The following is a 13978-nucleotide window of genomic DNA, read 5'->3' as shown; positions in this document are numbered from 1 at the left end:
GTCCGCCGCAGGCGGAGACACCGGAACAGACCGAACCCCCAGGAGGACCCCATGGCGTTCAAGGAATCAACCACCATTGCCCATCCGCCCGCCGACGTGTTCGCGGCCCTGGTCGACGAGGCCTTCAACCGCAAGGTCACCGAGGGCCTCGGCGGAGCGCTGGTCGCCTTCGAGCGCCAGGGCGAGCTCACCGGACCCGTGAGCATCACCATGGTGCGCTCTGTGCCGGTCAACAAGCTGCCGGACGCCGTGCAGAAGGTCGCCGGCAAGTTCCTCGGAGACAAGCTGAGCGTGGAACAGCAGGAGACCTGGTCCGCCCCCGCCGCCGATGGCTCCCGCACCGGCCAGCTGGTCGTCACCGTGGGCGCCGCCAAGACCACGGCGACCGCCGAACAGCTGCTGCTGCCCACGGATGACGGCACCGAGGTGCGCGTCACGGGAACCCTGGAGTGCAGGATCCCGCTGCTCGGCAAGAAGATCGGCCAGGCCGCGGAACCCCGCGTCGGCCAGGTGCTGGGACGTCAGGCCCGCGAAGTGGCCACCTGGTTGAAGCGGTAACCCTCCAGATCGGCCAGACGGGCCAGCGACAGCGAGAGGACATTGCCCCGGTGGATCCCACCGGGGCAATGTCCTCTCGTGGTGACATCAGGTGAGCCGGCGGCACGTGCCGCAGGGCTCTGGGTCAGCGGACGGCTCAGGCGTTGCCGTCGAACAGGCTGGTCACCGAGCCGTCCTCGAAGACCTCGCGGATGGCACGGGCCAGCAGCGGGGCGATGGACAGCACGGTCAGGGCGTCGAAGCGCTTCTCCTCCGGAATCGGCAGGGTGTTGGTCACCACGACCTCCCGGGCGCCGGACTCGGCCAGGCGCTGCGCGGCCGGGTCCGAGAACACGGCGTGGGTGGCGGCGATGATGACGTCCTTGGCACCGGCCTCCTTGAGCACGCGGACGGCCCCGGCGATGGTGCCGCCGGTATCGATCATGTCGTCGATCAGCACGCAGGTGCGGCCCTCGACCTGGCCGACGACCTGCTTGGACACGGCCTGGTTCGGGACGGTGAGGTCACGCGACTTGTGCACGAAGGCCAGCGGGGCACCGCCGAGGCGCTCGGCCCACTGCTCCGCCACCCGCACGCGGCCGGTGTCCGGGGAGACCACGGTGAGGTCCTCCCCCTCGGTCTTGGTGCGGATGTAGTCGCTCAGCAGCGGCACCGCGAACAGGTGGTCCACCGGGCCATCGAAGAAGCCCTGGATCTGGGCGGTGTGCAGGTCCACGCTCATGATGCGGTCCGCACCGGCGGTGCGGTACATGTCAGCGACCAGCCGGGCGGAGATGGGCTCGCGGCCGCGGCCCTTCTTGTCCTGCCGCGCGTAGGGGTAGAAGGGTGAGATGGCGGTGATGCGCTTGGCGGAGGCCCGCTTGAACGAGTCCAGCATGAGCAGCTGCTCCATGAGGTGGTTGTTAAGCGGCGCCGGGTGCGACTGCATCACGAAGATGTCCTTGCCGCGCACGGACTCACCTGAGCGGACGTAGATCTCCCCGTTCGCGAAGTCGTAGGCGCTCATCGGCAGCAGTTCGGTGCCGAGCTCCTCGGCCACCTGCGCCGCCAGCTCGGGGTGTGCCCGACCCGCTGCCAGAACCAGCTTCTTCTCGCTGTGCTGGGTGATCTCGTTCATCGCTGTGTACTTCCTGATTCTGACTGGGGTGGCCGGCCGGTGGTGGGGTGATCGGGAGGGAGGCGTGACATCGGCCGGGGGCTCAAGCGCCGGCGTCGGGCTGTAGGGTGTTCGGCGTGCCGTGGCCCACGCGGGCCTGGGCGGCCGCATCGGCTGCCGGGGAGCCGGGGCGGCGGTCCTCGACCCAGCCCTCGCTGTTGCGCTGCGGGGCGACGGTCAGGGCGAGCGCGCCGGCCGGGACGTCCTTGCGGACCACGGCGCCGGCACCGGTGTAGGCGCCGTCCCCCACGGTCACGGGGGCGATGAAGACGGTGTTGGACGAGGTCCGCACGTGGCTGCCGATCACGGTGCGGTGCTTGTTCACGCCGTCATAGTTGGCGGTGATGTTGCCGCAGCCGATGTTCGTGTACTCACCGATCTCGGCGTCCCCGGCGTAGCCGAGATGGGAGAGCTTGGAGCCGCGGCCGATCACCGTGTTCTTGGTCTCGTAGAACGCCCCGATCTTGCCCTGCTCGCCGAGCACGGTCCCCGGGCGGAGGTAGGTGAAGGGCCCGACGCCGGCGCGGTCGCCGATCACGGCCCCGCTGGCCTGGGTGCGGGTCACGGTGGCGCCGATCCCCACGGTGGTGTCCACGAGCGTGGTGTCCGGGCCGATCACGGCGTCCTCGCTGATGTGCGTGGAGCCCTGCAGGTGGGTGTTGGGCAGGATGGTGGTGTCCGGCTCCAGCGTCACGGTGGAGTCGATCCAGGTGGTGGCCGGGTCCTGGACGGTGGTGCCGGCGCGCTGGTGGCGTTCGATCGTGCGGCGGTTCATCTCGGCGCCGAGGGCCTGCAACTGCACACGGTCATTCGCGCCCTCCACCTGCCACTGGTCCGTGGTGGAGACCGCGGCGACGCGGCCGCCGGCGGCGCGGGCGATCTGCAGGACATCGGTCAGGTACATCTCGCCCTGGGCGTTGTCCGTGGTGACCTGGGACAGGGCAGTGGTCAGCACGGCGCCGTCGAAGGCGTAGATGCCGGAGTTGACCTCGTTGATCTGCCTCTGGGCGTCCGTGGCGTCCTTGTGCTCCACGATCCCGGCCACCGAACCGTCGGTGTCCCGCAGGATGCGGCCGTAGCCGGTGGGATCCTCGAGCAGGGCGGTCAGCACCGTGACCGCGTTGGACTCGGATTCATGGGTGGCCACGAGTTCGGCGAGGAGTTCCGTGGTCAGCAGGGGGACGTCTCCGTAGGTGACGACGACGGTGCCGGAGATGCCGCTGGTACCGGCCGGGCCGGCGTCGTGCGTGGGGGTTGCGGCGGCCGTGAGGGACTCGAGGCCGCACTGCACAGCGCGGCCGGTGCCCGGCACCTCATCCTGGTCCGCGATGACCGGAGTGGTGCCGAGTGCCTCGGACAGGGAGAGGATATGGTCGGCGACCAGGTCCCGCTGGTGGCGGACCACGGCGACCAGCTCACGCGGGTTCAGCCCCGCGGCCGCGGTGAGGGCGTGGCCGATCATGGACCGACCCCCGATCGGGTGCAGGATCTTGGGGGTCTTGGACTTCATCCGCGTTCCCGCCCCGGCGGCGAGGACAATGACTGCTGCTGGCGCAGCCGGTCCTGCCGGCTCTGCGGGTACCACGGTGGATTCGGTCAAGGATCTGCGCTCCTGCTTCGATCGTCCGGAGTCGGCCCAACCAGAGGTGGTAGACCGCCGCCGGTCAGTCTAGACCTTCGAGTGCAAGGGGTCCGAACCGGGGTGATCGCCGGGGGCGAAGCCCGACGCTCAGCACGGGTGCTACTCGATTCTCCCGGGGTCCGTTTCCCTACTACGGAGGGTCATACCCGTTCACCGCGTGCTCGGCTCGGTACCCATAACCAGGGGGGCCAGCGGATTCTAGTCTGGCCCCATGCACCCAGCCTCGCCCGCACCCCCGCCACCGGTCACTGCCCACCGCCACCACGCGCGACTGCGCCGTTGGTGGCCGTCCCTTGCCATCGTGTTCGTCGCCACCGTGTCCCTCATCCTGCCCTTCGGATGGGCGCCGCTCGTGTCCGCCGCAGAGAACTGCGGGCCGGGCGCCAACCGCATCGTGTGTGAGAACTCCAAACCGGGTTCGCCCTATACCGAATGGGAGATCGAGGGCGCGGGCGACGAGTCCATCCAGGGCTTCGCCACGGACATCAGTGTCAACGCTGGGAACCGGATCGATTTCAAGGTCGACACCGATGCCGCCGACTATGACATCGACATCTACCGGACCGGATACTACGGGGGGCTGGGTGCACGCAAGGTGGGCTCCGTGGATCCGGGCGCCGCCCTGCCGCAGAAGCAGCCCGAGTGCCTCCGGGACGCCTCCACGGAGCTGACCGACTGCGGCAACTGGGCCGTGTCCGCAGGCTGGAACGTGCCGGCCGACGCCGTCTCGGGCGTCTACCTGGCCAAGCTGACCCGCAAGGACACCGGCGGCGCCAGCCACATCACCTTCGTGGTGCGCAACGATGGCGTGAAGTCCGACGTCCTGTTCCAGACCTCCGACACCACATGGCACGCCTACAACAACTACGGCGGCTCGAACTTCTACCAGGGCGGGGCCAATACCCGCGCCTACAAGATCAGCTACAACCGTCCGTTCGCCACCCGCGGCGGGATCGAGGCGCGGGACTTCTACTTCGGTGCCGAGTACCCGATGGTGCGCTTCATGGAGCGCAACGGCTACGACGTCACCTACTTCTCCAACATCGACACCGACCGCCACGGTGACCAGCTGACCAACCACAAGACGTTCCTCTCCGTAGGCCACGACGAATACTGGTCCGGCCAGCAGCGCGAGAACGTGGAGAAGGCACGCGACGCCGGCGTGAACCTCCAGTTCCTCACCGGCAACGAGGCCTACTGGCGAGTCCGCTACGAGAAGTCCCCGGCGGACGCCGCCGGCAACGACTACCGCACCCTGGTCAGCTACAAGGAGACCTGGTCCGACCGGAAGATCGACCCGGCCGCCGAGTGGACGGGCACGTGGCGTGACCCACGCTTCGCCTCCCCCGCCAACGGCGGCGGCAAGCCGGAGAACTCGTTGTCCGGAACCGCCTACGTGGTGAACTTCGGCGACCTTCCGGTGACGGTCAACGACCGTGAGGGCGACCTGAGGCTCTGGCGCGGCACCAACCTCACCAACCTGGCCGCCGGGGCCGAGCAGCCCCTGGCACCGCACACGGTCGGTTACGAGTCGAATGAGGACCTGGACAACGGCTTCCGCCCCGCAGGCCTGATCCACCTGTCCACCACCACGGGACAGGTACCCGAATACCTGCAGGACTTCGGCAACGTGGTGGCACCGGGCGAGACGACCCACCACCTCACCCTGTACAAGGCCGCCAGTGGAGCGCTCGTGTTCTCCGCGGGCAGCATCCAGTGGACGTGGGGCCTCGACGACTGGCACGACGGTGACGGCGCAGCCCCGGACCCGCGCATGCAACAGGCCCAGGTCAACCTCTTCGCTGACATGGGCGTGCAACCCGGCACGCTCCAGCCAGGCCTGGTGGCCGCCCAGGCGTCCCAGGACTCCACCCCGCCCACCGTGGCGGTCACCTCCAAGCCCTCCGCTGCGGTGGCCCACGGTGAGAAGGTGACCATCAAGGGCACCGCCTCGGACGGTTCAGGTGCCACTACCGGCAAGGTGGCCGGGGTCGAGTACTCGCTCGATGCCGGTGCGACCTGGAGCCTGGCCGAGGGGACCACGAGCTGGTCCTTCACCTACGTCCAACAGGGCATGGGGCAGAACACCGTGCTGGTCCGGGGCATTGACGACAGCGCCAACTACCCCGCCTCCGGTACGCCCATCACCGTGGATGTGACGGGTCCCTACAGCGTCTTCGGCACCAATACGCCGGATACCGCCGACGCCGGGGATCCGGAGCCGGTCGAACTGGGGTTGCGGTTCACCCCCACCACAGATGGCCTCGTGACCGGCGCACGGTTCTACCTCGGCGGCGCCAACTCCGGCCCGCACACCGGATCCCTGTGGTCTGCGGACGGCACCCGTCTGGCCACGGCCAGCTTCCCCAGCGGCGGTTCCGACGGCTGGCAGACCACGGAGTTCAACGAGCCTGTGTCGGTGGAGGCCGGCAGCACCTACGTGGTGTCCTACTCCGCGCCGAACGGCCACTACGCCGCCGACCCGTACTACTTCTCCTACCGTGGTATCGCGGCTGCTCCGCTGACCGTCGCCGGCGGTTTCGGAGTCTCCCAGGGCGGTGTCTACGACACCAACGGCGGCTTCCCCGCCTCGAGCTACAACAGCACGAACTACTACGTGGATGCGGTGTTCGAAGCCGGTGACGAGGCAGCATTGTCGGCAGGGACCCCCCGACCGGCCCACACGGCCAACTCCGTGCCGGTGGACACGGCCGTCAGCGCGGTGCTGTCCCGGGATGTGGTCCCCTCCAGCGTCTCCATCACCGTCAAAGCCGGGGCGGGCGACCGCGATCCCGGCGCCCCCGCCGCCGGGACGGCGGTGGCGGGTACCACGGCCTACGACGCGGCCACGCGGACGGCGACCTTCACCCCGGCGAAGGCCCTGGCGAACGGAACCCCCTACACCGTGACGTTGGCCGCCCGCGATGCGGCCGGTGAGGTGGTCAGCCGAGGCAACACCTGGAGCTTCAGAACGGTGTCCGCCGTATCGGAAAGCGGCCCCTTCGGGCTGCTCGCCGAAACCGTGGTCCCCACGACGTCCCTGGTGGACGACGGCGAACCCGTCACCCTGGGCACCGCCTTCTCCACCACGGAGCCGGGCACGGTCACCGGGCTCGAGTTCTACAAGGCCGCCGGGAACCCCGGTCCGCACGTCGGCGCCCTCCATACCTCGGACGGCACCCTGCTGGGCGAGGTCACCTTCGGCACCGGATCCGCCTCCGGGTGGCAGTACGCTGCCCTGGACACTCCGGTGAAGCTCGAGACGGGCAAGGAGTATGTGGTGTCCTACCGGACCACTCAGTACTCCGCCGAGCCCAGCCAATGGGCGGAGCCGACGGTCTCGGGACCGCTGAGGACCCCGGCGAACGCGGGCCGGTATATCTACGGCGGCACGTTCGCGGACACGGCGACCTCCACCAACTACCTGGTAGACGTCCGCTTCACCCCGGATTCGGTGGAGCCGACTCCAACTCCGACCCCGACCCCCATCCCTGAACCGACGCCAACTCCGACGCCTACTACTGGGCCGACGCCAACGCCTACTCCCGGACCGACGTGTGACGCACGCGATTTCACGGACAACGACATCGGGTCGGAGCCCTACGAACACGTCCGCTGGCTGCAGTGCGCTGGTATCACGCAGGGCTACTCGGACGGGTCCTTCGGTATGAAACGAGACATCTCCCGTGGCGAGTCTGTCGCGTTCATCTACCGATACCTGGATCCGCCGTTCAGCCCCGGCACCCAAGATGCCTTCCCTGACGTTCCGGCCAGACACGCGCACTTTGCCCCGATCTCCTGGGCTGTCAAGTACGAAATCACCGAGGGGTACGTCGACGATTCGTTCAAGCCGGCCAGGAACGTGACACGCGGCGAGTTCGCGTCGTTCCTCTACCGGGCCGTGAAACCAGCCGAGGAAGGAACGGTGACCTTCGATGACGTGTTGACGTCCAACGCCCACTACGAGGCCATCTCATGGATGGCTTCTGAGGGGATCTCCATCGGATACTCGGACGGCTCCTACCGGCCCGACCAGCCGATCAGTCGTAGTGAGGTGGCAACGCTCCTGCACCGCTACCACTTGACCGTGGATTGAACGGATAGCACGTCCCAGTAGAAAGGCGACCGCCCCGGTCCCCGTGGAATCCCACGGGGACCGGGGCGGTTCCGTTGTTGGTCTGAGCCGTTCAGGGACCATGTTCGCGTCCCAACGCAACGCCGACATAGCCGACGCGTCCTGCGGCATGCCAGCCCGCCGGGAAGCCTTGTCGGCATGGCACCCCGAGGGGAGGCCTGGTCCGATAAACACCTGAGAGGCGGTGGCCTTAGCCACCGCCTCTCAGCGGATAATGAATGGGTGGGCCCGTATCCCCCCGGGTTAATCCCACCGTCCAATCCGTGTGCACCGTCTCATGGGGCCCTTTGAGCCTAAGGTGCGCTCGGCGGCGGCTGGTAGTAGACCTTTGTCCAGACTTTTCTTTCCGGGGAGTCTCTCACGTCTCCCGGAAGGTCCCTGGTGATGGGCAACGACCGCGGGCTCGATGTCCAGGGTCTGGGTACTTCCGGTGGTCCGCAGCATTCAGCGGCTGGCCGGTGACCGGGTCGTTGTCCAGGCAATCGGTCTTCCCGTCCCAGGTGGACTGGAAGGTCACGGGCAGCCCGAACTCAGTGGCCCGACCGTAGGTGTACGCGAAGTTCCCCTCGGTGGCGTGGTGGGTGATGAGTTCGGCCTGGGTGCCCCGACGTAGGTGTTTAGAAGTCCGTCCCTCCGCCGACGGTGGGAGCCGTGGAGGCGACCGACTACCGGACTTCGAACGAGCCGGATACCGACAGGTCCACCCTGCCGGCAGGCAACAACGATGCGGTGACGGTCAGCTCATCCGGGCCGAAGCCACACTGGACCCGCGGTGTTCCGTCGTCCAACGTCGGACGGCTGATCGGCCACGCGAGTGATTCGCAATGCCGGACGTAGTAGTCGAGGAGAGCGTCCGGGTTGGCGTCGCTGAGGGCATTCACGCCGACGAAGACACGCTGGCCTTGGGTGGCCACCGAAGAGGACTGGATGTCGACGTCGTCGGGAACAGGAACCACATGTTCGGGGAATCCTGCCACGAGTTCGTGCTTGGCCGCCGCAGCATCGGGAAGCTCGGACAGGGCCGGTTGCCGTTCCGGGGAATCGGGCAGCCGGTAGGGTTCCACGCCAAGACCGTTGGGCACCTTGGGTTCCTGGTCGGCACCGTCCGGGGCGTCGGCCGCGGGGTTCCACGTGGGGCGGTCACCAGGAGCGGCAGTGCCCTCGGCCGCGACATCCTGGGAGGCCGTGGAGGAGGATGAGGCCCCGGACGCCGTGCTCCGGTCCGTGCCGGCTTCCGCCGCACTTTGGCCAGCCGTTGCGTCCGTGCCGGTGCCGGTGCCGGTGCTGTCTGCGGTTCCGGAGGGTGCCCTCGGGGTCTGCGTGGTCGGCGTCGGCGACGCCGGATGCCCCTTGTAGTCGTCAGCCGCCACCGGTTGGGATGGATTGGCGAAGTGGACAATCAGGACGGCCAGCATGGCCAGGACGACCAGGACGGCGGCGCCGGTGGCCCATCGGCGGACGGTCATGGGGACTCCTGGACGGTTGAGACGGACGGTCAAGCAGTGTCCTCCCACCGTTGGGTACTGTCACTTGACGGGGGCTCGGAGGACCTGGGGATCCTGCTCTGACGCCAGACTAGAGCGGTCCGCTAAGCCTTCCCAGAGTGAATCGCCCTCACCGTGGCCTGGGGGCTGACCGGCCATCACGTGATCCGCACAGCCCCCTACTCGAGCCCCCACGTATGCGGCGTGCAGCGGTACTCGTTCTCTGCGCGGATCACCGTATTCGTGGTCACTCCCCGTTGCCTTCGTCCGCGACGTGACCACCATGAACTGACATTCGGCGCAGATCCGGAGAGAACGGGCAGTCAGCCGCGCTGCGGGCTCTTGATGAACGGGGCACAGAGGACGGCGATCGTCGCGAGGATCCCTCCGACGATGAACGCGAAGTGGGCGCCGTGGAACAGCCCGTCGACCAGCGCCGAGCCGGCACCGGTCTCGGCGGCCGCAACGGCGCTCATGACAGTCACGAAGATCGTGGTTCCAATGGCGCCACCGAGCTGCTGGCCGGTGTTGAAGATGGCCGAGCCGTGACCGTAGAGCTGTTGAGGGACTCCACTCAGTGCTGCGGAGAGCAGGCCGGTCATCAACATGGCCAGCCCGATGCAGAAGATGGTGTGGAAGGCGACGATCAGGCCCAGCTCGGTGCCCGGGTGGATGGTGGTGAACAACCACTGGCCCAGCGCCAGCATCAGTGCACCGGGGATCAGCACCGGTCGCGGGCCATGGCGGTCGAAGACACGTCCGAAGATCGGGCCCACGGCGATCTGCACCAGCCCACCGGGAAGCAGCATCATGCCGATGGTCATGGTGCTCAAGCCGCTGCCGTTCTGCAGGAAGATCGGCAGGATGACCACGGTGCCCAGCAGCGTGCCCATGGCGATCATGATCATGACGATGCTGAGCGTGAAGGTACGGTTTTTAAAGGGCCGCAGGTTCAGCAGTTCACGATCGGTGCGGGTCAGACGAACCTGGCGGGTGATGAACAGGGCCAGCGCGGCCACGCCGATCACGCCGCTGACGAGGGGAAGGGTGGGGTTCTCCAGTGCCCCGCCGATAGTGGACAGTGCGTAGACCAGACCACCGAAGGCCAGAGCCGAGAGGATCACGGAGAAAACATCGACCGGAAGCCTGCGGGTTGCCGAGGGCACCTTGATGAAAATGATGCCCAGCACCAGGATGATGACGACGAGCGGAGTCATGAGACCGAAGATCCAGTGCCAGGACAATGAGTTGACGATGATCCCGGACACGGTGGGTCCGATGGCCGGGCCGACAGAGATCACGATCGAGTTAAGGCCCATGACCATCCCCCGGTGCTGGAACGGCACGAGCGTCAGGGTGGTGTTCATGAGCAGCGGCATCACGATGGCGGTGCCGACGGCTTGAATGACGCGGGCGGCCAACAGGACACCGAAGGACGGCGCGATGATGGCCAGGACGGTGCCGACCAAGAAGCTGCACAGCGCGAAGACGAACAGTCCGCGCATGGTGTACCGCTGCAGCAGGTAGCCCGTCAGAGGGATGACCACGGCCATCGTGAGCAGGAATCCGGTGGTGAGCCACTGACCTGCCGCCGCGGAGACCCCGTAGTCGGCCATGATCGACGGCAGTGCCACGGTGAGCACAGTTTCGTTGAGGATCATCACGAAGGCACCGAGTGCCAGTGCGCCGATGATGCCGGTCAATTGTTTCCTCGACAGGGCTGGTGGTGCCTGGTGAGCGGGGGCGGCCGGTGGAGAAATCGTGTCTTCGGCGGCGTGGGCCATCGGGGTTTACCTCTTCTGTAAGATTCGACCTGATGAATCATGTCACGGTCTGACAGCTTTTGAGAGCCAAAACCGTCAGACTGTGACACAACAGATAGTTCCGGCGAGCCTCGCGGCCTGCCGGGCCTCCCTCTCTTGCACTCCCAGAAACGAGCTGAGCATTGGGCATCCGTGAAGAACACCGCGTCCGCATGCTGCGGGACATCCAACGTGCCGCCCTGGACCTGGTGGAGGAGCAGGGCCTGGAAGCCACAACGGTGGGAGACATCGCCGTTCGCGTGGGCGTCTCAGAACGCACGGTCTTCCGCTATTACCCCTCCAAGGAGCACGCGCTCGTGCCCGGCCAACAGGGGCTGATTGACGCCCTGGTGTCCAGCGAGAGCGCGCACCACACTCCCTCCGGGATCCTGGATGACCTCTTGGCCGTGTGCCGCAAGCTCTTTTCCCACGAGGTCGAACAGCGCGATTTCCGCAGGATCTCCCGCCTACTGGTCCAGGAGCCGGACATGCTGCGGGTCGTCACTCGGCAGGAGCGAAGCCTGGTCGAGGCGCTGAGCTCAGCACTGGTCCACCGCGGCGTGCTGGGGACTCTTCAGTCGCTCCTGGTTGCAGAGATCGTCACGGCGTGCTGGCGGGTCGCCTGGCAGTCCTTCGCCCGGGATGAGGTCGACGGGATGGACTCCGACCCAGTGGCCCTGTTCGACCAAACGGTGCGTGAGCTGGGCCAGTTTTTCCCCAGCACGTGAAATCTCGGGGTGATCCTTGCCATGATGGCGTCATGTCCGAACACGTTGGAGACCATCATCCTTCACCAGCCGGCCCCGACGCGGAGCACCGGCGGCCCCCTGGAGTCAGCGGCGCGACAGTCGAAGCCCTCGGCAAGCTCTCCGAGGCCTTGGAGGTGGTGGAACACGCCCGCGGCCTGCTCTACGGTTTTCACCGGCTGACAGGAACCGCAGACCTCGCTCTCGACGAGGCCGTGACACTGCTTCGCGACGCCGGCCACGATGATCTTGCCGACCGGGTTGAGCAGGAGATCATCGGCCGCAACGTCATCCACGGCCGGTGGACGTTCCAGATCGTTGAGGACTACGACGATCACTACTACTCCGCCTTCAAGGACCTTGAACGACAGGCTCGAGACGAGTTGGCCGGGGGCAGGCGCCATCTGTTCGAGGCCGAGATGAAGGAGAGCCGGCGCTCGGCCGGCCGGCCCCATCACGAAGCGCTTCCGACTAGTGCAGACTGAAGCTCCGACCCATTTTTAGGAGGACACGATGAGCACTGATCCCCGTAAGGAGGCTGCTTCCGAGAAGGAGCGCCGCAACGAGACCCGCTCTGCTGAGGATGACCAGTCCACGACCGGACCGGAGACGGAGCAGGAATTGGACGAACAGGTCGAGGAATCGTTCCCGGCCTCTGACCCGCCAGCCAACTACTGAGTCCACGGAAGGGCCCCGGAGACCTCGTGACGGTCTTCTGGGGCCCTTCCGGGTTAATGCGGGACCAGGTCAGTTGCCGACCACCGGTTTGGTGCCTCGGTCAGCGTGAAAGCCGACGCACGTATGCGGGCTGGCGGGCGCCCCCTCGTTGGGGTGGCCGCCAGGTTCAGTGCGCCGCAGGCGTTAGTGCTCCGTATCTGCGGCAGCCTTCTTGGCGTTTTTCTCGGCGTCCTTTCCGGCGCGCAGAGCCTCCGCCTCCTGCTGCTCCTCGGCTTTTTCCTCGTGGATGACCTGCGCAAGGAGCTTCTCCATCTCCTTGGCCACGCCGGCGGCGGAGGCCGGGTTCTGGCCGGTCACCAGCCTGTCGTCAACCACGACCTTCTCCTCAAAGACATTCGCGGAGACGTGGGTGGCACCCTGCTCCTCAAGCCGGTCTGCCAAAAAGAACGGGATGACCTTGTCCTTCCCTGCGGCAACCTCCTCCTCGTTAGTGAAGGCCGCCACCTTCCGGTCTTCGACGAGGCGGAACCCGTTGGCCAGCTCCACGTTCAGCAGACCGGCCGGCCCGTGGCAGACGGCGCCCACGACGCCGCCAGCGTTGTAGACACTGGCCACCAGGTCCTGCAGACCCTTGGTGTCCGGGAAGTCCCACATGGTGCCGTGGCCTCCCACGAGGTAGACGGCGTCGTACTGACCGGGATCTACGACGTCAACGCGTGCAGTGTTGTAGAGTCCGGCGCGTGTGACCTCGTCCTCCGTGAAGGCAACCTGGATGGGATCTTCCGAGTCCACCTCGTCGCGCGGGGGCTGGCCGCCTTGGATGGACGCGAAGTCGACGAAATGCCCGGAATCCTTGAAGACCTTCCATGGATGTGCAGCCTCGGCCACGTTGTAGCCGGTCTTCTCGCCCGTATCGCCGATCTCGGAAACGCTGGTCAGTACCATGAGGATTTTCTTCATGAAGTGCTCCTATCGTCTTGATTCCACCCTACGCCTAGGTCAAATCGGTGCTGGTGGAAGGTGTTGGCATGAGTCAGGTAGTGATCGTTGATGGAGAGACCTTCCTGGTCAGGCGTCGAGATCTCCGGACCTATGACTACGACTGGGTGACTGGACCGCATGCGAGGTACGGGTTCACTACCGGAAGCTCCGCTGAGGTAACGCGATTCAGCGAGCATCACGAGGAAGCGATCCGAGGATTTCTTGCAGGGATCGACCCAAATACTGGGTTCCTCTACGACGACTGAGCGGCTCCATCCCGATGAGGGATCCCCTTACGAACACGAGGCCGAAGGTGCATCTCTGCCCACTGCACGGGCTACAACTGGACGATGAGATGGCTCGATATGTGGTTCGGCGTGGACGAAACGGACTGGCCGCAGGATCCAGGACTAGACGTGTCCCGCGATGCGGTGTGGCAGCTTGCGCTGGAGGGCCAAACCCGTGGTTGGGTCACCACCTCGGTGATGCCGATGCGTGCGCTTCCGATCTTCTGGGGCAAGCAGGAGCGGGTGTTGGCCCGAGTCCATTGGGTCCATGGCCGGCACGAGTACTGCGAAGAAGACTACGGTCCGAATGGCATGCGGTGGGGGAATTTCACAGCGGGCACTTCTCCACGTGGGATCCAGCGGTTAACAAAGTCGTCGCCTTCGACGCGGCCCTTGTCGCCGGCGCCGAACGAGCCCGCCTATGGACACGACTGAAGCACGGTCTCGAGCCTCACAGCCGAGAATAGGTCGAGTTTCACGCATTTATTCGTGTGTCTCGGGCGCGACAA

Annotated in this window: 11 protein-coding genes; 6 read left to right on the top strand and 5 right to left on the bottom strand. The window is 66.5% G+C overall.

Features of this window, described 5'->3' with window-relative positions:
- Positions 1 to 51 precede the first annotated feature (51 nt).
- Positions 52 to 558 carry a DUF2505 domain-containing protein gene (locus BOSE125_RS02665; RefSeq protein WP_159549579.1) on the top strand — a complete coding sequence of 169 codons (507 nt, stop codon included), beginning with the start codon at positions 52 to 54 and terminating at the stop codon, positions 556 to 558.
- Between the two features lie 136 nt (positions 559 to 694).
- Here BOSE125_RS02665 and BOSE125_RS02660 read toward each other — a convergent pair whose 3' ends face one another.
- Positions 695 to 1675 (bottom strand): ribose-phosphate diphosphokinase, encoded by a 981-nt coding sequence (locus tag BOSE125_RS02660; RefSeq protein WP_159549576.1) that lies wholly within the window; start codon positions 1673 to 1675, stop codon positions 695 to 697.
- Positions 1676 to 1757: 82 nt separating this feature from the next.
- Positions 1758 to 3314, bottom strand: coding sequence for a bifunctional UDP-N-acetylglucosamine diphosphorylase/glucosamine-1-phosphate N-acetyltransferase GlmU (glmU, locus tag BOSE125_RS02655; RefSeq protein WP_159549573.1), 1557 nt, complete (start codon positions 3312 to 3314; stop codon positions 1758 to 1760).
- A 253-nt stretch (positions 3315 to 3567) separates the two neighbouring features.
- Between glmU and BOSE125_RS02650 the strand changes: the two genes are divergently transcribed.
- Positions 3568 to 7452, top strand: coding sequence for a N,N-dimethylformamidase beta subunit family domain-containing protein (locus tag BOSE125_RS02650; RefSeq protein ID WP_159549569.1), 3885 nt, complete (start codon positions 3568 to 3570; stop codon positions 7450 to 7452).
- A gap of 704 nt (positions 7453 to 8156) precedes the next feature.
- On the opposite strand, the gene BOSE125_RS02645 is transcribed toward BOSE125_RS02650, so the two are convergent.
- A complete protein-coding gene (locus tag BOSE125_RS02645; protein ID WP_159549566.1) occupies positions 8157 to 8957 on the bottom strand; it encodes a hypothetical protein in 801 nt (266 codons plus the stop codon).
- A gap of 341 nt (positions 8958 to 9298) precedes the next feature.
- Entirely contained in the window at positions 9299 to 10678 is a 1380-nt protein-coding gene (locus tag BOSE125_RS02640) for an MDR family MFS transporter (RefSeq protein WP_236557782.1), read from the bottom strand.
- Between the two features lie 242 nt (positions 10679 to 10920).
- Here BOSE125_RS02640 and BOSE125_RS02635 point away from each other — a divergent pair, with 242 nt between their 5' ends.
- From BOSE125_RS02635 to BOSE125_RS02625, 3 genes are read left to right on the top strand one after another with little or no spacing between them, the layout of a single operon-like run.
- Entirely contained in the window at positions 10921 to 11505 is a 585-nt protein-coding gene (locus BOSE125_RS02635) for a TetR/AcrR family transcriptional regulator (protein ID WP_159549560.1), read from the top strand.
- 32 nt (positions 11506 to 11537) lie between these two features.
- A complete protein-coding gene (locus tag BOSE125_RS02630; protein ID WP_159549557.1) occupies positions 11538 to 12008 on the top strand; it encodes a hypothetical protein in 471 nt (156 codons plus the stop codon).
- Between the two features lie 28 nt (positions 12009 to 12036).
- Positions 12037 to 12201 (top strand): hypothetical protein, encoded by a 165-nt coding sequence (locus BOSE125_RS02625; RefSeq protein ID WP_201301121.1) that lies wholly within the window; start codon positions 12037 to 12039, stop codon positions 12199 to 12201.
- A 183-nt stretch (positions 12202 to 12384) separates the two neighbouring features.
- Here the strand turns inward: BOSE125_RS02625 and BOSE125_RS02620 are convergent, their stop codons facing one another.
- A complete protein-coding gene (locus BOSE125_RS02620) occupies positions 12385 to 13161 on the bottom strand; it encodes a type 1 glutamine amidotransferase domain-containing protein (RefSeq protein WP_159549554.1) in 777 nt (258 codons plus the stop codon).
- Between the two features lie 68 nt (positions 13162 to 13229).
- Here BOSE125_RS02620 and BOSE125_RS02615 point away from each other — a divergent pair, with 68 nt between their 5' ends.
- Entirely contained in the window at positions 13230 to 13448 is a 219-nt protein-coding gene (locus BOSE125_RS02615) for a hypothetical protein (RefSeq protein WP_159549551.1), read from the top strand.
- Positions 13449 to 13978 lie beyond the last annotated feature (530 nt).

Source organism: Citricoccus sp. K5 (genome assembly GCF_902506195.1).
Classification (GTDB): domain Bacteria; phylum Actinomycetota; class Actinomycetes; order Actinomycetales; family Micrococcaceae; genus Citricoccus.
This window is presented reverse-complemented; position numbering and strand designations above follow the sequence as displayed.